Origin of the sequence: Alteromonas profundi (assembly GCF_010500865.1) — a bacterium.
Lineage (GTDB): Bacteria > Pseudomonadota > Gammaproteobacteria > Enterobacterales > Alteromonadaceae > Alteromonas > Alteromonas profundi.
On sequence record NZ_JAAAWN010000005.1, the window covers coordinates 110,246 to 129,177 of the forward strand.

Consider the following 18,932-nt stretch of genomic DNA (forward strand, 5'->3'; position numbering starts at 1 on the left):
GTCAATCGTGGGGTAGTTCCACGAATTCAATCCAATAACGGCCTAAAGCACGCATCAATTCAACCAAACCTTCAAAGTTAACAGGCTTGGTGATGTAGGAGGCGCACCCTAAGTCGTAGCCTCGAAGCATGTCTTCCTCTTCTTTAGACGTGGTTAAAATAACCACGGGGATCGCCCGAAGTTGCGGGTCTTTTTTAAGCTCTTGAAGCGCTTCTCTGCCATCTTTTCTTGGCATGTTTAAATCAAGTAAAATGAGGCTGGGGCGCGGGTACTTTTCAGTGTCCTCATATTTTCCTTCATGGCGCAAAAACTCAAGAAGCTCTACGCCATCTTCAACGCAAAACAAGTTATTAAGCACGCGGCTTTCTTTTAACGCATCGACGGTTAGTAAACGATCATCTTCATCGTCGTCCGCCATAAGGATATTTATCGGCTGTACTTGTTTACGGGTCATTTTAAGATTCTCCATCCGTAGTAACTGAGCCAAATGGCTCACTGTTCATAGGCAGTAATATAGTAAATGTTGCCCCTTCTCCCGGCGAGCTATCGGCAAATATTTTACCATTATGTCGCTCTACAATGCGTCGGCATACCGCTAAACCAATGCCTGTGCCTTTGTATTCGCTTCGCCCATGAAGTCGCTGAAAAGGTGCAAATATCTTTTCTGCGAAGGACTGCTCGAAGCCGATACCGTTGTCGCTAATAATAAGCTTTAACCAGTTATATTCACCAGCCATCAATAAATCTTTTAAATCATTGTCGTTAGGCTCAGTAGCCTCAATAGTGACAACGGGGGTAACACCTTCGGGCTGGAACTTTAACGCATTTGACAGCAAGTTTAAAAAGAGTTGGTCGATTTGGCTTTTATCACCGCGAATTTTAGGTAAAGAGGGCACATTAATCTGCGCATTCTTTTCTTCTACTACTATTTCTAAATCGCCAATAACAGCATCAAGCACGCTATTGAGGTTAACGTCTTCAAAATCTTTGCCGCGGGTGGATACGCGAGAAAACGAGAGTAAATCAGAAATTAGCATAGACATGCGTTCGGCCGCGTTGAGCATTCTCGCCAAGAAATCTCGACCTCGTTCGTCCATAACATCTTTGTAACCAGAGTCTATACGGTTACCAAACGCACGAATTTTACGTAATGGTTCTTGTAGGTCGTGGGAGGCGACAAATGCAAAGTCTTCTAATTCCCGATTACTACGGGTGAGTTCATCGGCAAAAACTCGTAACTCTTGGGTGCGCTCGGCTATTTTGTTTTCTAAATCAAGGTTAATATCTTCTAAATCCTGCTGATGCTTTTCTGCTTCCCGCGCATTCATTTTAAGTAAGGCAAAAACTGAAATAATAAGCAGTAGGGTAGTACCCGATGATATGAGCAGGGTATTCGCCGAGTCTTTTCTCAGTTTTAATAGGTTGGCAAGGTGGGTAGCTTGAACATCGCGCTCAGATGAATCGATATTCTGAAATAACGACTCTAACTCATTATACAAGTTCAGGCCGCGACCGCTTTTTACAATAGCGTGGGCCTCGTCAACCCGGCCTTCTCTAACGAGCTCTACAAGCTCAATCATGCCATTAATTTTATTCTTTGCCAGTACCAGCAGTTTATCTATGCGGGCATCTTGCTGTGGCAAATCTGAAGATTGAGCGCTTACTTCTACTTCATCCGCTATTGATGAGAAACTATTTAGCGTATCGATGTAATCGGTTAAATAAGCTTCATCTTGAGTTAGTAGAAACCCGCGTTGGCCTGATTCTGCCCTTAATACGGCTACGTGCAGTTTATTTACTGAATTGATAACCCGATTGGTGGTAAAAAGGTGCGACTCAAGAACGGTAAGTTCATCTAAGGTTTTTACTACATAAAACGAATTTGCGGTTATCACTACAATAACCACGATAACCATAATTATCCAGCTATACAGCGAGGAAAATACTCTATTAACCATGGGGTTAGTCCGTTGTCTTATCACCCATCTCTGAAGTTAATTCAGATAGAGTATCACTACAATCCTTGGCACTAGATATTATTTTATCCAGTGCGTTTAAGGCTTTTTCGGGGGGCACATCGCCGTTTAGCGCCATCTTAACCAGCTCAGCTTGCATCGAAATGCGATTTAACGGCTTACGTGCGTCGTGTACATATTGGCTTAGACGTGCAAAGTCATCTTCATTCATACTACTGTCCTTTCGTTACTCGTCTTTTGCTAAATCGCCATAGGCATGAAGGCGGTTGTACAAGGTTTTTGTACTTATCCCTAGCATTTCTGCAGCCATGGTTTTATTGCCGTTGACTTTCTCTAGCGTGGCGTAGATTAATTCTTTTTCAACATCTTCAATGGTGCGCCCAGCTTGTAGCGCCGGCGCGGTGCTTTGCTTTTGCGCAAACGGCGATTCTATGGTTTTTGGAAGCTCGATGTTACTTTGACCTGGGTCGCTCATAATGGCTGCACGATGCACAAAGTGGCGTAACTCACGCACATTGCCCGGCCAATCATAGGCGTGCAAGGTATCTAATTGACTTTCTTGCCACGTAAATTGGGTGTCATTATCTTGATTGAACTCTTCAATAAAATTCTGTGCAAGTAAGCTAATATCTTCCTTACGTTCACGAAGCGGTGGAATGGTGATAGGGAATACCGCTAAACGAAAATAAATGTCTTCACGAAGGATCTTACTTTGCGCTATTTCTTCCATGGTACGGTTTGTGGCTGAAACCACCCGACAACTCACGGGAATAGTTTTGGTTCCCCCAACTCGGATAACCACCTTATTTTCCAGTACTCGAAGTAAATTAGGCTGCATATCAATGGGCATTTCAGTAATTTCATCAAGAAACAACGTGCCGCCTTCCGCTTGTTCGAATACACCTTCTTTTCGGCCCACTGCGCCTGTAAAAGCCCCTTTTTCGTGGCCAAATAATTCACTGCCAATAAGCTCTTTTGAAAAAGCGCCACAGTTGGTTGCAATGTATGGTCCTTCGCTGTCAGAAGCGCGGTGTATAGCAGCTGCTACCACTTCTTTACCAACACCACTTTCGCCTAACAACATTACATTCGCGCTTGTTCTACTCACTCGCTCAATAAGCTTATATAGCTCCTTCATCGGCGCTGATTCACCAATAAGCAAATCAAAATGCTTCACTATTTTCGCTTGCGTTGGCTCTGCTTCGGCAGGTTTACCGGACAATACCGCCTCAATATCTTCCCGTTGAATAGGTTTTACTAAATAATCGATATTGGGGCCGCATAATCCTTTGATAATACTTTTAACGGAAGGGTGGCCGGTTATGAGAGTTACACGGGGGCGCTTAGGTAGTTTATCTAGCTCATCAAATAAGTGTGCGCCGCTGCCATCAGGCAACATGAAGTCGAGCAAAATATGATCGAACGTTTCTTTGGTTAGCCAGTCCCTTGCTTCTTCAAGGTTAGCTGCGGTCAGTACTTCATGTCCCAGAAACTCAATGATCGTACAAGCGACTTCGGTGAATTCAGCATCATCATCTACAAGCAAAACAGTCAGCACGTAAATTTCCTTTTTAAAGTAGTCTTTAGTCAATCTATCACGTTCGCCGTGATATTGGGGCAAGCCGTTAATTATCTTTTTATCTATATACTATTTGCCAAAGCAAATAGGGTCATTATTATTTTTTGCAATACAGCTAATCAGCAAAATGTGTACCTAAATGGCTGATACCTTAGCGCTTTGCTCGTTATTGGCACAAATATAGCAGAATATAGCAGTGTGAAATGTGGGCTAATTGCTTTATTTTAAGGTGTAGGTAGCGCTGAAATAAGTAAGGGGAGCAGTTAAAAAACCGTTGACACGGATAAGGGCGTAAGGCGAATAAGCCCTGTGTTTTGTGCTACACAGCCACCTCTAAAGCGTATTTAATCGTATGTACTATGCGCTTATTTGGATTGTATGAATAACGCGGATTAGCTTTTAATATCCTAGGCTGCTATAAGAGGGAAAAGAGCATGTGAATGGCGAAAAAGTAGCCATGCGTTACCTAGGTAGCGGCTCTTCACTGAAGCAAAATTATCCCGAGCGTGACGATTTTACCCACCCGAGTGAAAATTTTACCCGTTACCATTTTAACATTTACTTGCCCTATTTACCGACGCATAACGTTCAAGTGAGTGTGTAGTCACCTAAGTTACGTAGGAGGAAGGCTGGGGAGGAAATCAGAACCTAGGCTAGGTTCAGTTGTGCACTGCATTGTTTGATAGCGTAGTTCACCGATAAAAGCACGGGCGGCGGGCCCTAGACCATCGCCATCGTGAAATGTTAGATATAAGAGGGCTTTCCTAAGCCCCACATTGTTGTCAAAAGGGAGTGGCAATAACGTCCCCTCTTCAAGGTGCTTTTGAATCATCAGGGTGGGCAACCAAGCAAACCCTAAACCTTGAGAAATAATATCCACCGAAGTTCTAATATGGCTTACGGTCCAGCGCTGTTCTGCGCCTAACCATCCCGCATCTACTTTTCGTTCCACAGAAGAATCTCGAACCACAATTTGGCGGTGAGATTTTAAATCTTCTAAGGTTAAGGGTCGCCCTAACGCGTGAAGCGGATGGGTACAATGGGCGACTGCAATAAATTCTACTTCACACAAATCTTCGCTGAAACCGGCGGAATAGATGAAAGGCGAAATAGAGATATCCACGTCACCGCTATCTAACAAAGAATTGGCACCACTTAATACGGTTTCTTCTAACTCTATACGTAGTAGTGGAAAGTCACTGGATACTTTGTTTAACACCTTGTATAGAAGGGCGGCGGGAAAAATACTGTCTACCGCAATACGCAGGAGGGATTCTGTTCCTGACTGCAGGCTTGAGGCCACCGCTTCGAGTTTTTGTGCTTCGCTAAGTAAAAATGAGGCGCGACGGTACATAAGCTCTCCTTGAGAAGACAGCTTTACGTTTCGGCCATTATTGTCAAAAAGCTTAACGCCTAATGCATGTTCTAACTTGTGAACCGCGTGGTGAATACTAGATTGGCTTTTATGCACGAGAGAGGCGGCTTGGTTAAAACCGCCCGCATCTACAACGGCTTTGAACATGCGCCATTGCTCTAGTGTGGATTTCAGCATTCGTTGCTCTTACTACTTATTTTGTTCCCTCATTTTTACCATAAAGTAGCGCGACATGTTAGGTTTTAGTCTTTTGTCGCGTTTACGATATCATCTACAGGACAGGTGATAACGGAGACATTGTCATAGCCCATTAGCATAAGTTGCTCACCAGACAGTTTAGCCCGAACGCCAGAGGCACAATGAACGTAAATAGGCGTGCTTGAATCTTTTGTTTTTTCAAGCATTTTCATTTCTAGTACCCCTCTTGGGATATTAATCGAGGCCTCTACGGGCTTTTCGCTTACTTCAGAGGGCTCTCTGACGTCTAGTAGAATGCCTTTGTTAGAGGCCATTTCTTGCGCGGCCTCTTGTGCGCTTACACAGCGCAGAGGTAGGGTAATATTTTCAATACGAGTTTTGATATCTATAAGCACACGTCGCTCCTTTTAATTTTAAACGCAGGGTGTAACACTAACCGTGAAAGGGGAATTAAATGAAAGGAATATGGGGCCCGTTAATAACGAGCCTTTTGACAACAGGCTAACCACCAAGGCTAAACAACAGGTTGGATTTGACTAATAATTTCTGCCACATAAATGGGATCAGAGAGTTTGTCTAAGTCAACTTCAGGACGCTCCATTAAACCGTCGTGGCTTAAGTTTACGGTTACCTGATGCGAGGACCAATCAAGCGCGCTAATGTCTTTAGGTAACAGCGCTAATTTTTTTCCTCCTGGTAGCCAGTTATGTGTATCAACTATAAGCAGCGTCATTGCCCAGTTGCTATTATCAAACACAAAATCGGTAATATGGCCTACATTGTCGTCAGAGGTAGAAACTTCATAACCTGATACTTCGCCACACGCACGCAGATGATTGTCTGTATGTTGAGATAAGTCATTTTGCGCTTCATCCATCACCTTGGGTTGGGCCAGTTCGGTGGGATGTGAAAAATCGCCCCACGCACCGGGACCAATCCAATAATAGCCATACCCAAAGTACCTAAATAGGGTTTCTTCATATTCCCGGGAAACTGGCTTATGTTCATCAATGGAGGGGCTGTTTTTTAATGTGTCGGCGTCCATGTTCACATCAACTGTTTCTTCTTCTGCGTTGATATCCGATACCGAAATAGGCGAGATGACCACTTTTCTACTCATCGGCAGCCAAGTGTTGGTGTCTGCAACAAGATAGCGAACAACAAAGCTTTCATCGTCAAATAATACGTCTCGTATACCCCCAATATCCTTATCTGTTGCGTGTATCGAAAAATGTTTTAGCTGCTTATATGTCACCATCATCGTGCTTCTCCTTTGCGTAGCGCGTTGATTATTCGATGTTGATCTACCCATCGGGATACGCGGATTGTACGCCGCAATAATTGCCCTATATCAATAGTGTAGACCCATGTATTCAATATAAAAAGTCGTGCTACTTTGTTCGCGCTGAGAGCGAGGATAGATCAACTATGCAAAAGGGGAGTGAAAAGGCAGGCGTGAGAAATTGTAGACAAAACAATGTAGGCCCTAGCTATTTGCTACGCTAGGGCGAGATATGGGTTATTTAACTAAGCTACAGCGTGTGATAACTATGCCACGTCAAACTCATCATCAGAATAATCATCATCATAGTCAGACTGATTGCTCGCTGAGCTATGTAAGGTGTAAAAGTGCTTTTTGCCACGCGCTAGCTTTACATATTTAGCCCATGCGCGCTCTACCGGTGAAGCAGCTTCCACACGCCCAGAAATAAAGGCGACAAAGTGTTGTTCTTCTTCACTTTCAGGCGATAGTTCTCCCTTTTCAAGTGCCAGTAAGGTACGTCCGTAAGCACTTAGTAATTCAGCTTCAGAAATACTGAAATCTCCCGATTTTTTAAAGCCATAGGGAAACTTTTGACGGTCAATAAACGGTTTTGATGACGCTCGAATAGCAATATTCTTCATAACAGTTCCAGCAACAGGTTGTCTTCAAGCGAACTTTTAGAACAAAAGCTGGGGAAGTTGAAACAAAAGATTTTTTTCTTATCAATAAAAAATTTTGGTTAATTATTTCTTTGGTTATTGGTAACAAAAATGTCACTTTTAAATATGTTTTAAACCTGTCGTTATTTTACGCTTTCTTGTTGTAATTGAACGTATTTTTTGTATACGGGTAGGAGTGAAACTAACTCGGGTTATTTTGCTTTTCTATACTAAATAGCCTCGTCTTTTGGATATGTGTAAGTAAATGGTAATAATGAAAAATTATTTGTCGAAACGATGATTAATATTCGTTTTTAATTTGGCGTATAGCGCCAATAATAAAAGTGTGTCAACAACGAGAGATGATCATGAGTAAGGACTATCGTTACCACCCTGAACCTTGGGACTCGGTAGAAGAAAACCAATCGAAGCGTGCTGGTGGCAAACGCCAGGCAAATGTTAAAGCAAAGCAAAAACGCGATGAGTTGCGCCGTGAAAAGCAACGGAGACTACAATCGGAATACATTTAATCTCACTTTGATTGAAAATTGACAAAACACACTGTTAATCGCAGTGTGTTTCTGTGCTTTTGGTTTTACATAACGTATCATCGGGACAATTCACTTCCAACAGCATTACGGTTATGTAAGAAGCATGGATATACGCTTTCTCACCACATTTATAGAGGTTGCTAATACTCGCCATTTCGGCAAGGCTGCCGAAAATCTATACCTTACTCAATCCGCGGTTAGCGCGCGTATTAAGTTGCTAGAAGAGTATTTTCATACCACCTTATTTATTCGCCAGCGAAACAGCATTCAGCTTACCCAATCGGGAGAAAAATTGCTGCCGTTCGCCAAACAGTTATGTTCTACCCTCAACGAGGCGAAGCAAGAGTTACAGATACAATCGTCGGAATACGTGGTGTGCGGGGCAACTCAGTTGGCGAGTGAGTTAGCGTTGCCCTCTACATTGAAAGTGCTGCATGGTGAATTTCCCGATTGGTCGGTAAAAGCTGAAGTACTTACCTTAGACAGTGTATCTCGCCAACTTCACGAACGCGTGATCGATTTAGCGTTTTCTACCGAATTACTTAAGTCAGAAGAAGTTACCAGTACAGTGCTTATTGAGAAACCATTGGCGCTGTACAGAATTGGTACACTAAAAGATGAGGTAAGCGCTGATGACTTTGTTGCAATTGATTGGGGAAGTAAGGCGCGGGATGTTCTGCTAACTTTGTATCCGCAGTTAAGAGACGCAAAGCTGCGCACCAATTCACTTAACCTAGCGCTGAATAATTTAGTCGCTGAAGGAGGCATCGCAGTGCTGCCGGAAGACGTAGTTGAGCAATTGCCCGCCGCCAAGGTAACCAAACTGAAGGCGTTGGGAAATATGTCAGCGAAGGTTTACCTTCATACAATGAAACAGGTCCGTCGTGTTGGGTTACAGCAACTCATCACCGGTGTTTCGTCCTTTTATACCGCTTAAATAACGAGTTACCCAATGAGTACACAACACCCTCTATTAGAAAAAAATGCCTTTGATCGCTTTGAAGCTAGCTTGCAACTTATTAAGTCAGCTGGCGAATTATACATTCTTAAAGATGAACATGGCTGTGTCATGCTTACTACTGATGAAGAAGATGGTGTCCCTGTGTGGCCCGAAGCCAGCCTTGCCACTCTTTGGGCCACAGAGGATTGGTCTGATTGTGAGCCTATGGCAATTTCTACCCAAGAATTTTTATCAAAGTGGGTACCCGGCATGACCCAAGACGACTTGATGGTGATGGTATGCCCAGTGCCTGGGGAAGAGGGTGAAGTTATTGCGCCAGCAGACTTTGCCGAAAAAATATAATGATCTAGCTCACTTTCGTCGGCGTTCTTATAGGTAGTATTTAAGTGAACCAAGGAGCGAGTATGTTTGCTGAACAACCGACTATGAAGATGTTATTTGCGCAACTAGGTCTGGACGATAGTGAAGAGGGTATTCAAGCCTTTATAGATAAGCATAAGGGCTTGAACGAAAGTGAGCATATTGAAGAGGCGCCTTTTTGGAGCGAAAGGCAGTCTGCGTTTTTAAAAGATGCGCTTATTAACGACGCAGACTGGGCTGTAGTAATAGATGAACTAAATGTTGCCTTGCACTAAATTATTTATGCTCTTGCTCTTCTTCTAGTGCACTGATGCGTGATTCTAGTTGCGCTACGGTAGCTTTAACCCCTTCTAGCGCTTGACGCAGATGTGTCAGGGTATCAGGGTGAGCAGGTTCTTCAGAAGGAGAGGCTGGCTGGGGTTCGGTAGCACTAACAGGAATAGTAAAGCGATGCCGGTATCGCACCTCGCGCTTACCTGCCTCGCGGGGGAGCGCTTCAACTAACGGGGTAGGTTGGTAAGCGATTAAGCTATTAATTGCCGCTTCGACATCGCTCATATCGTTAAATGAGGTCAGGCGCTGGCATCGCCCTCTTAATTCGCCAGCAGTTTGCGCTCCACGTAAAAGTAGCTCGGTGATTATTGCTTGCTGGTGATCGCTAAGGGTAATGTCGCCGAACTCGGTATTGCAGAATCGATGGGTATATTTATCAACCCTGCTACCAAACCCGGTTTCTAGTTGGATAAGGTGTTTAGCTTTTAACCCTTCAATAATGTTGTTGACGTCCTCTTCTGTATACTTGGTTACCGGTAGCCGGTTACTTTTTTGATTGCAGCCGTTTACCAGTGCGTTAAGTGATAAGGGATATTGCTCGGGGGTAGTGACAGATTTTTCTAACAATACACCGATAACACGAGCTTCGTCTTCCGTTAGGGTAATAGTCATAATGAAGTGTTGCTCCTTTTTATTTACTATTTAGGGTAGCAAATTCTTGCTCAAATGTTAGCGTAATCCTGCCATTAAGGGAGAGTGGTTTAAAGGTTAAGTTCATCGGGTTATAGGCTCGTGAATATAGCGAGACGACTGATTGCTTAAGTAGCGTCCGCCGCATTTTTAGCAAATATAGGGAGTAGGTGAGGTTTGTTGGAACCTAAAAAAGACGATTTTTGGTTTTTACCTTTAGGGGGTACAGGAGAGATAGGGATGAACCTAAACCTGTATGGCCATAATGGAAAGTGGATAATGGTAGATTGTGGAGTGTCGTTTGATGAGCCGCTTCACCCTCCATATCGTAACCATGCCGACTCTTCGGAAGCTCAAACCCACCGTGTAGTGGCACCTGACCCTTCTTTTATTGCTAACCAGAAAGAGCAACTTGCCGGCATTGTCATTACCCATGCCCATGAGGATCACGTAGGCGCCATCCCCTATTTGTGGTCTCGGTTTCAATGCCCGATATATACCACTAGTTTTACCGCCGAAGTACTCCGTCGTAAGCTTGTACAAACCAAGTTGGATCATAAAGTTCCTATTGTTGAAGTATCGCCTGGCGCAACCCAACAACTTGGCCCTTTCACGCTTGAGTGGTTAGCTGTAACTCATTCATTGCCTGAGCCTTATGCACTAAAAATTAGCACCGACGTAGGAAGTGTTTTGCATACCGCAGATTGGAAAATTGATGCGCAACCTGTTACCGGCGCACCCTTCGATAGTGCCTTATACCGACGCCTAGGCAGCGAAAATATTTTGGCGTTAGTGGGCGATTCAACCAATGCTGTAAAAGCGGGCTTTTCTATTTCAGAGCGAAATTGCTATGACGGCTTGCTTAGCACGATAAGGTCTCAATCGGGGCGTGTAGTAGTAACCTGTTTTGGTAGCAATATAGCCCGTCTAATTACCTTAGCGAAGATTGCTAAAAAAACCGGGCGGTATATGGCTTTATTTGGGCGTTCGCTACTAAATATGTACAGTATTGCCCGTCATCAGGGTATTTGGCCCGACGATCTTCCCCTTGCCGATCCGTTTCATCTAGGCTACCTACCTGCTAACGAAGTGCTTGCGGTTGCAACCGGAAGCCAGGGCGAAAAAAATACCGCATTAGCCCGTATGGCCAACGACGTTCACCCTCAGCTTCAGTTGGATAAGGGCGATACCGTTGTTTACTCCTCCATTGTTATCCCTGGCAATGAAGAGGCGGTAGAGCGCATTAATCGAACTTTAAAATCTCGCGGCATTACAACGGTATTGAGCGAAGATAGCGTATTGCCCATCCATGCCAGTGGCCATCCTTGCCAAGAGGAGCTCAAACTAATGTATCATTGGGTGAAGCCCCAAATAGCCATTCCTGTTCATGGCGAGGCGCTGCACTTGCATGCCCACGCAGAACTGGCTCGAGAATGTGGCATTAAGAAGTGCTATGTAGGCGAAAATGGAGACTTATACCGGTTGGCGCCGCAGGCGAGTATACGTAGGCAAGTTGTAAAAACGGGGCGTATTCCTTTACAGCAAGAGTAACTAATTCACGCCGTTGAGGGAAAGCTTGCGCATCGTTTTTAGCGACTGCTATTTATAGAAACATTCTGATACACTTGGGGCATAATAATAACGCTTAAAAAATGAATTAATATGCGCTGGTATTGCGGAATTTTCTTTCTCCTTTTATTCACAATGAGCTTTTCCTCGTTGTCCTCTCCCCGACTCTTAAATCCGGTGTTTCAATCTCTCTCTACAAAAAATGGCCTTCCTCAAGATGTTGTTAACGACATAGTGGTAGATAAACAAGGGTTTGTTTGGATAGCTACCGACGGGGGGCTGGTGCGATGGGATGGGGTTAGAAGTGTTGAAATAAAGGGGCCTAACGATATTCTCTTAAACGCCACCGTGAATAAGATAGCATTAGAGGGAAATAAAGCACTATGGGTGAGTACCTATTCATCCGGCGTTTTTCGCATCGATTTAGCCACCCAAGCCATCACTACTGCGTTAGAAAAACCGTATAGAAATATCCCTGATTGGATCCAAAATGTCGAAAGCTTTACATGGAACGGCAACAGTAAGCTCGTTATGGCGCTACAAGAAGAGGTAGTGCAATTTGATACCCGCACGCAAACATTCTCCACGCTATACGCCTTCTCAGATGAAAAAATCAAAGCAAAACAAATTATCCGCTACGCAATGGTGATTGATGAGGTTCTTGTTGTTGCGACAACCAATGGAATAGAAGGAATTGACCTTTCTACTCCTGATAGTGGCGCGGTTGCAATAGATTATCTTGATGTTGAAAAAAGTGATGAAGATAGTCTGAATGCAAAATGGTTAATGCTTGATGAAAAAGACAGATTTTGGGTGGGTACAGTGAAAGGTTTATTCCACACCACTAAATCTGAACTCATAAATTTTGTAAAACATGGCGCGTTAGTTAGTTTTTTACAGGTAGTGGAAGCGCGCAATATATGGACGATGAAATCGGCAGGTGAAGATCGTTTTTGGCTAGGCACCAATAAGGGGCTTTACGAGTTAGCGTTAACCGAAGAAGGGTGGGAGAACCAACATATTTTGGAGCCCCATAATGGCCGTACCGAATTGTCGGATAAAAAAATTCGCAGTATTGCGGCGGATGATATGGGGAATTTGTGGTTAAGCTCAGTGTATGCTGGTGCGCTTTATTTCGGCGTTAAAAGTATTGATATCTACGCCATACAGAGCCGCTATAACAGCGCGGAAAAAGTACTAAGCGACAATACGGTGTGGGCCCTAGCCCAACGTGACAAAAATAGCCTATGGATAGGTACAGAAAATGGGCTCAACCATTATAATTTTTCTGCCAGGCAGTCTCAGCAATTTTTGGTTTCCGATGATGACGAGGTGATAGCTGGGGAGTCGATGATAAAGCATATTGTGCCTATGGCCACGGGGCAGTTGTTTATTCAAACCGATGAAGGTATTCGGTTATTTGACCCCGACACCAGTACAGTAACGCTTCCGCCGGTTAGGCCGCCTTTTGATAATACGCTATTTAATGAATGGCTGCCCAGTGTAGTGTCGGCCGGCCCTAATGCTATTTATTTTGTTAGCGGTGATGGGTTTTATCGCTACCATCTACAGCGCCATGAAATCACGCCCATTGAGCTCGATAAAAACGTGTTTGATGTGCATTTCTTCGTAGGCTTTTTAGGTCGTTCGGCTTACCACGATAATCGTATGCTGGTGGCTATGGAAGGGGGCGTGTGGCTGGTAGATATGGACACATTTGAACACGAACTGGTCTTTAGATTTAGCGAAAAACAGCGCTCCATAGGCCGTTCAGTATCTTCGTGGGCGATTGATGATAATAACGTACTTTGGTTAGGGTTTAGCGGCTATGGTTTGTATGGCATTGATGCAAATACATTTGAGCCACTTTACGAACTCAATCAAACGAATTTGCTGATGTCTGATATAGTTTACGGGCTTCAAAAGGATGCAGAAGGTGCATTGTGGTTTAGTTCGCACAGTGGTATTCACAAATATTCACCCGCTACCGCGCAAATTCATAACTTTATTTATGGTCGCGAACTCTCAGTGTCGGAATTTAACGAAGGCGCAGCGCTCACGTTGCGAGATGGCCGTCTCGCTTATGGTTCTACATCTGGCGTCGTCGTGTTTTCTCCCTTGCAAATTAGCCGAGCAAGCACCGAATTAGGGTTACTCTCAAGGCAAACCGCCATCACTGAACTCGCATTAGAAAGTCGCGTGTTATCACTACCGTTAACCAACTTAAACGGCCAACGAATAGAGCTTGACCATGAAGACCATGGGCTAACCGTCTATTTCTCAGCAATGACGATGAATCAGGCCGGTGGCGTTAAATTTCACTATAAGCTATTGAAAGACAATAAAGTGGTAAGCGAAGGGGTAACTGATGATAACAAGGTTGCGTTAGCTAACCTTGAACCAGGCGATTATCGTTTTACCGTAGGTCCCACCCCAGGTAGCTTTGAATATACCGTTTTGCCGGCAGAAATATTTATATCTATGCCTTATGCTCCCTTATCATCCCCCTTGGCGTTTACTGTTTACATAGTAATAGCCGTACTTTTGTTGGTGGGATATCTATTGTCGAGACAGCGTCAATTGTTCCGGCTGCAAAGTGCGCAAAAGCAGGTAATTCTGTTTAGCGATGCGTTTCGTCAAACCCGAGACTGGGTGATTATCTTAGATAAAAATAAAGTCCCCGTGGCAGCTAACCCCGCATTTGAAACAGTGTTTGGCTTTAACGAACGTGAGCCACTACCTAAGCAGTTATCCCGCTTATTCACGCGCTATCCTATGCTTCATAAGCATTTATTGGGGAACTTAACCCATTTAAAGGGGGGCGAGTTCTGGAAAGGTGAAGGCTCTGTAGAAGGCGCGGATGGTAAGCAATACGATGTGCTAATTGAAATTACGGCAATCAGCGATGATAACCAAGAACTCGATCATTTTTTGCTTATTCTTTCTGACATTACAGAGCAGAAAAACGCAGAACGTAAGCTACTTAAAATTGCTAACTACGATAGCTTAACGGGCTTGGTAAACCGCAGCCTTCTCCTTGATAGGTTAGAACATGCCTTAGGTCATGCCCGTCAGCACCACCATCGCGTCGCGGTTATGTTTGTTGACCTAGACAGATTTAAAGGAATTAATGATTCGCTTGGCCACGACTACGGCGATAAATTACTCCGTGTTGTCGCCAATAGAATGAGGAATTTGGTTTCTGACAGCGGTACAGTGGCACGGCTTGGTGGCGATGAGTTTGTGATTGTTATTGAAGAAGTGGACGAAACAGATGATTTGATTTCTTTCGTGGGGCAGCTAATTGAGTCGGTTGAAACCCCAATATCGTTGGCCAATGAAATGTTACGCATTTCGTGCAGTTTAGGCGTGGCTTTCTATCCAGATGATGCGAGCGAGGCCGCCGAGCTTATTAAACAAGCCGATGTAGCAATGTATATTGCTAAAAAAGATACATTAAATGGGTTCGCCTATTTCACGAAAGATATGAACGAGAAAGCAAAACAACGGCTTAATACCGAGAACCTCGTGAAACGGGCATACTCAGAAGCGTGTTTTTACAATGCCTATCAACCCATTGTTGATGCAGAAAATAAGCGGACGGTAGGGGTAGAGTTGTTGCTTAGAGGTACCCTTGATGATGCACCTTTGTATCCAGACGTATTTATTCCCATATTAGAGCAGCTTAGGTATATTATTGATGTTACCCGCCAGGCCTTACGCCGCGCCACCAGTGACTTGGCTCAGTGGTATGAACAAGGCTTTGATGGCTTTATATCGGTGAATCTATCAGCGCTGCACTTTAAAACTGAGCTTGATATTGACAGTGTAATAAAGTTGTTAAACGAATATAACTTGCCTAAAAAGGCCCTTCGCTTTGAAATTACCGAAGGCGTATTGATGGATGATAGTGATATAGCTTATCGCCAAATTAAACGCTTGGTCGACAATGGCTTTATTCTAGCATTGGACGATTTCGGAACGGGGTATTCTTCGTTAAGTTACCTTAAACGATACCCATTGTCAGTGCTTAAAATAGATAAGAGTTTTGTGAACGAAGTGGCCCCAGGTAATGCTAATGATGCCCTCGTAAGCACCACTATTACATTGGCGAGTAGTTTGCATATGCATAGTGTAGCAGAGGGAGTAGAAACCCAAGCTCAGGCCGACTATTTATTAGCCAAAGGTTGCCGCTATCACCAGGGTTATCTGTACGCAAAAGCCATGTCAAAAGACGCGGTTACCCCCCTACTGTTTAAACGCTGGAAGTAGTATTAAGTTAACCTACAACTTGCCTTTTTCTGCTATAGATCAAGCCCTTTGAGTGATGGGCTTGATCATCAACATTTGAAAGCTTCATCTATAACAAAATTAAATTCTGGCCGCTAAACCCCGCCATTCATCGCATTGAATGTAAACGTACGTTTAAAAAGCTTGTCATTCAATTAAAAATAAGGCTTATTATAGTTCTGTGAAATGATTGTAAATATAAGCTACATTATAACAACATATGAGTGAATTATGCCGCTAGATATGACAGCAAACGCAAACACGACGGAAGTGATAAAATCACCATTGAGTATGCTTTACCAGTGGGAGCAAACCCGCGGGGATGAGATTTTTCTCTCTCAACCTGTAGATGGGGTGTACCACGACTATACGTGGAAGCAAGTGGCGAACCTTGCACGTCGCGTAGCGCGACGATTGGAAGAAATGGCGCTGCCTGAGGGCAGTCGCATTGGTATATTTTCAAAAAACTGTGCGGAATGGTTTATTACCGACTTGGCCATTATGATGGCGGGTCATATTTCAGTGCCTATTTTCTCTACCGCGGGGCCTGACACAATTGAGTATGTACTAAAGCATGCCGATGTGAAGCTATTATTTGTAGGCAAGTTAGATAACACAGCGGAGCAAGTGGCTTCAATTCCTTCGCAGTACCACACTGTTGCTTTCCCTTACCCAGGGATAAAAACCACGCAGCAGTGGGACGGGTTTGTAGCCTGCGACCCTATCGACGCATCTCCTGTGCAAGACATGAATAGTACCATGACGATTATCTATACCTCGGGCAGTACAGGGCAGCCAAAAGGTGTAGTACACAGCTACTATTCTATTTGCTGGGCGGCACAAAAATCGTTAGATCAACTTAAAGTAGACGAAAATGATCGTTTGCTTAGCTATTTGCCTTTAGCGCATATAACGGAGCGCGTGCTAGTTGAATTAGCCAGTTACTACAGCGGTGGAAAAATTTACTTTGTAGAGTCACTTAATACTTTTCAGCGCGATGTGGTGCATTGTCAGCCCACATTATTCCTTTCTGTCCCCCGCCTTTGGACGAAGTTCCAAATGGGTGTACTCGCCAAGATGCCGCAGAATAAACTCGATCTTCTGCTCAAAATTCCTATCGTTAACAGCCTTGTTGCGAAAAAGATTCGCAAAGGGTTGGGTATCGATGAAGCTCGACTTTGGGCCAGCGGTTCCGCGCCTCTTGCGCCGGCGGTAATAGAATGGTTCGCGAAAATAGGCGTGAACATTTCTGAAGGTTGGGGAATGACCGAAAATAGTGCTTACGGTACCAGTAGTGTACCTTTTAGACACGACAAAATAGGGTGTATAGGTAAGCCCTACGAGGGGGTTGATATCCGTATCTCAGAGGAAGGCGAAATACAGGTTAAAGCCCCGTGTAATATGCATGAATATTACCTTGAGCCAGAGAAGACCAAAGAGGTATTTACCGAAGATGGGTATTTACGTACCGGCGATAAAGGCGTTATTGATAATGATGGTTACGTTAAAATTACCGGTCGTTTGAAGGATATTTTTAAAACTGCAAAAGGTAAATACGTAGCGCCTGCGCCCATCGAAGGCAAGTTCATGGAAAACCCTATTGTAGAACAGGTGTGTGTAACAGGAAATAATTTGCCTCAACCGGTAGCGTTGCTTGTTCTCAGTGAAGAAGCGCAGAAAAAAGACAAAGCAGCCATAGAAGCAAGTTTGAAGAAAACCTTTGAAGCTATAAATGCGAAGCTTGAAAGTCACCAAGTTATGGACAGAGTAGTCATCATGAAAAACGAATGGAGCATTGAAAACGACTTACTGACCCCAACGCTAAAAGTTAAACGTCATATTCTTGAGTCTCGTTTTGACGATGTTATCCAAGGCGATTATAGCGAAAAGCTTGTATGGGTAGATGCCTAGCTACGCGCAATACGTTACGTTAAATACTTAAAAAAACGGCGTTGTTTAACAACGCCGTTTTTTTATTCAATAACTCTTTCGTTAAACCCGCGTCTTGCCAATAAACGTGGGAAGCGTGTTATCAGCGCATGCTATAGGGTAGGGTAGCGCTTCGCTAGGCCTTGGTATACAAGGTCGCTAAACTCAGGTTTGGTTAAATCTAGTGCGTCCATTACTTCCACAAGATGTTCATTATCTTCACGACCTTGCCAAACTTTGACATAACTGCCTTCTTTATAGCCGTTGTCTTGACGGAAAAAATTAAGCACATTTTTGCCCACATATTGACGGTATAGCTCATCGGCAGACATTTCACATTGACGAACAATAGTCATAAACAAAGGTACGCTAAAGCGTTTTGCGGCACATAAGCCTGTCATTAATTCTAAATTGTCTAAAAGTGACTGTTGCTCTGCATCATAGTCTTTACCATCGAAGGAAACCTGGGTGATACCGCTGGCTAATTGTGCAGCAATACTTTGGGCAGAGGCTGAGACATCACCTTTAAAGTCAATGATGCAGGCACTCAGCGCAAAATGCCAAATATCCACTAACTCCATTTGCAATTGCGGTAAGTCTTTGTGCTGGGCTTTCCACCATTTCCAACCGTGATGTTCAATAGCTTCAACAGATTCCACCATGGCTGCGCGCAAATAGCCATAGCCCGCGTTCAACCAATCTGGGTTCACTTTGGTGTTCATTTTATCTTGAAGAGATAGCATAGTTGCTAGCTGTTGTTGCGTTAACATTGGCGCTCCTGACTGCGGGGGCAAAGAGAAAATTTAGCCCGAAATTGTACTGGAATGACAGGGCAACGAAAACTGTTATTTATGCAAATTGGCGTGCGCGTACTAGGTATTACTCAACCCCTATAGCCGTCTTTACAAAGCGCTTAGTGATGGTGCACTTGCACCACACTAATACGAAAAGCCGGATTATACGTTTTCCCTTAATAGTTAACCTATTGAAATTATTGAAAATAAGTTTTGGCATTCTATCTGCAAAATAGCTTGTGTTAACTGTGCTAGGTAGTAGCGTTAACATGGAGCGGCGCCAGGCAACGTCGATTCATGTTGTTACTGCGGGGCCCGTAAACCTTACCCGTACAGATTTTTCGTGTCCTGAGGTCTGTATGGGTTTTTTTTGAATTTTTCTCGTCCCTTCACATTTCTATCCTGTTTCTCGTTTTATTTTCCTTAGCTTCTGTCACTTTAAACAGCTTAGTTGCGTCGCTTAT

General features: G+C 43.9%; 18 protein-coding genes. 8 read left to right on the plus strand and 10 right to left on the minus strand.

Annotated elements, in window-relative coordinates:
- Position 1: 1 nt before the first annotated feature.
- From GTH32_RS05410 to GTH32_RS05425, 4 genes are read right to left on the minus strand one after another with little or no spacing between them, the layout of a single operon-like run.
- On the minus strand, positions 2-454 hold the full coding sequence (locus GTH32_RS05410; protein ID WP_163084219.1) for a response regulator: 453 nt from the start codon (positions 452-454) through the stop codon (positions 2-4).
- Position 455: 1 nt separating this feature from the next.
- Entirely contained in the window at positions 456-1,958 is a 1,503-nt protein-coding gene (locus GTH32_RS05415; RefSeq protein WP_163084220.1) for a sensor histidine kinase, read from the minus strand.
- 4 nt (positions 1,959-1,962) lie between these two features.
- Complete coding sequence (locus tag GTH32_RS05420) at positions 1,963-2,187, minus strand: hypothetical protein (RefSeq protein ID WP_163084221.1); 225 nt, start codon at positions 2,185-2,187, stop codon at positions 1,963-1,965.
- A 15-nt stretch (positions 2,188-2,202) separates the two neighbouring features.
- On the minus strand, positions 2,203-3,534 hold the full coding sequence (locus GTH32_RS05425; RefSeq protein ID WP_163084222.1) for a sigma 54-interacting transcriptional regulator: 1,332 nt from the start codon (positions 3,532-3,534) through the stop codon (positions 2,203-2,205).
- 457 nt (positions 3,535-3,991) lie between these two features.
- On the opposite strand from GTH32_RS05425, the gene GTH32_RS05430 reads away from it, so the two are divergent.
- Positions 3,992-4,159, plus strand: a complete 168-nt coding sequence (locus GTH32_RS05430; RefSeq protein WP_163084223.1) for a hypothetical protein — start codon at positions 3,992-3,994, stop codon at positions 4,157-4,159.
- 9 nt (positions 4,160-4,168) lie between these two features.
- Here the strand turns inward: GTH32_RS05430 and GTH32_RS05435 are convergent, their stop codons facing one another.
- The 4 genes from GTH32_RS05435 to GTH32_RS05450 form a co-directional block, all read right to left on the minus strand.
- Positions 4,169-5,107, minus strand: coding sequence for a LysR family transcriptional regulator (locus tag GTH32_RS05435; RefSeq protein WP_163084224.1), 939 nt, complete (start codon positions 5,105-5,107; stop codon positions 4,169-4,171).
- Between the two features lie 65 nt (positions 5,108-5,172).
- Positions 5,173-5,523: a rhodanese-like domain-containing protein gene (locus GTH32_RS05440; RefSeq protein ID WP_163084225.1), complete on the minus strand. Its 351-nt coding sequence runs from the start codon at positions 5,521-5,523 to the stop codon at positions 5,173-5,175.
- 119 nt (positions 5,524-5,642) lie between these two features.
- Positions 5,643-6,389 (minus strand): PRC-barrel domain-containing protein, encoded by a 747-nt coding sequence (locus GTH32_RS05445; RefSeq protein WP_163084226.1) that lies wholly within the window; start codon positions 6,387-6,389, stop codon positions 5,643-5,645.
- A 287-nt stretch (positions 6,390-6,676) separates the two neighbouring features.
- A complete protein-coding gene (locus GTH32_RS05450) occupies positions 6,677-7,033 on the minus strand; it encodes a MaoP family protein (RefSeq protein WP_163084227.1) in 357 nt (118 codons plus the stop codon).
- Between the two features lie 386 nt (positions 7,034-7,419).
- On the opposite strand from GTH32_RS05450, the gene GTH32_RS19350 reads away from it, so the two are divergent.
- The 4 genes from GTH32_RS19350 to GTH32_RS05465 all read left to right on the plus strand — a co-directional run bounded on the left by GTH32_RS19350 (position 7,420) and on the right by GTH32_RS05465 (position 9,198).
- Positions 7,420-7,581 (plus strand): hypothetical protein, encoded by a 162-nt coding sequence (locus GTH32_RS19350; RefSeq protein ID WP_203565382.1) that lies wholly within the window; start codon positions 7,420-7,422, stop codon positions 7,579-7,581.
- Positions 7,582-7,705: 124 nt separating this feature from the next.
- The gene (locus GTH32_RS05455) at positions 7,706-8,539 is read left to right on the plus strand and encodes a LysR family transcriptional regulator (protein WP_163084228.1); all 834 of its coding nucleotides are present in this window, start codon (positions 7,706-7,708) and stop codon (positions 8,537-8,539) included.
- Between the two features lie 15 nt (positions 8,540-8,554).
- A complete protein-coding gene (locus tag GTH32_RS05460; RefSeq protein ID WP_163084229.1) occupies positions 8,555-8,905 on the plus strand; it encodes a DUF2750 domain-containing protein in 351 nt (116 codons plus the stop codon).
- Between the two features lie 62 nt (positions 8,906-8,967).
- Positions 8,968-9,198 (plus strand): DUF2789 family protein, encoded by a 231-nt coding sequence (locus tag GTH32_RS05465; protein ID WP_163084230.1) that lies wholly within the window; start codon positions 8,968-8,970, stop codon positions 9,196-9,198.
- A 1-nt stretch (position 9,199) separates the two neighbouring features.
- On the opposite strand, the gene GTH32_RS05470 is transcribed toward GTH32_RS05465, so the two are convergent.
- Positions 9,200-9,868, minus strand: coding sequence for a YceH family protein (locus GTH32_RS05470; protein ID WP_163084231.1), 669 nt, complete (start codon positions 9,866-9,868; stop codon positions 9,200-9,202).
- A 195-nt stretch (positions 9,869-10,063) separates the two neighbouring features.
- On the opposite strand from GTH32_RS05470, the gene GTH32_RS05475 reads away from it, so the two are divergent.
- The 3 genes from GTH32_RS05475 to GTH32_RS05485 all read left to right on the plus strand — a co-directional run bounded on the left by GTH32_RS05475 (position 10,064) and on the right by GTH32_RS05485 (position 17,656).
- On the plus strand, positions 10,064-11,437 hold the full coding sequence (locus GTH32_RS05475; RefSeq protein ID WP_163084232.1) for a ribonuclease J: 1,374 nt from the start codon (positions 10,064-10,066) through the stop codon (positions 11,435-11,437).
- A gap of 111 nt (positions 11,438-11,548) precedes the next feature.
- Complete coding sequence (locus GTH32_RS05480) at positions 11,549-15,727, plus strand: EAL domain-containing protein (protein ID WP_163084233.1); 4,179 nt, start codon at positions 11,549-11,551, stop codon at positions 15,725-15,727.
- Between the two features lie 249 nt (positions 15,728-15,976).
- Positions 15,977-17,656 carry an AMP-binding protein gene (locus GTH32_RS05485; protein WP_163084234.1) on the plus strand — a complete coding sequence of 560 codons (1,680 nt, stop codon included), beginning with the start codon at positions 15,977-15,979 and terminating at the stop codon, positions 17,654-17,656.
- Positions 17,657-17,787: 131 nt separating this feature from the next.
- Here the strand turns inward: GTH32_RS05485 and GTH32_RS05490 are convergent, their stop codons facing one another.
- Positions 17,788-18,444, minus strand: coding sequence for a dUTP diphosphatase (locus tag GTH32_RS05490; protein WP_163084235.1), 657 nt, complete (start codon positions 18,442-18,444; stop codon positions 17,788-17,790).
- Between the last annotated feature and the right edge of the window lie 488 nt (positions 18,445-18,932).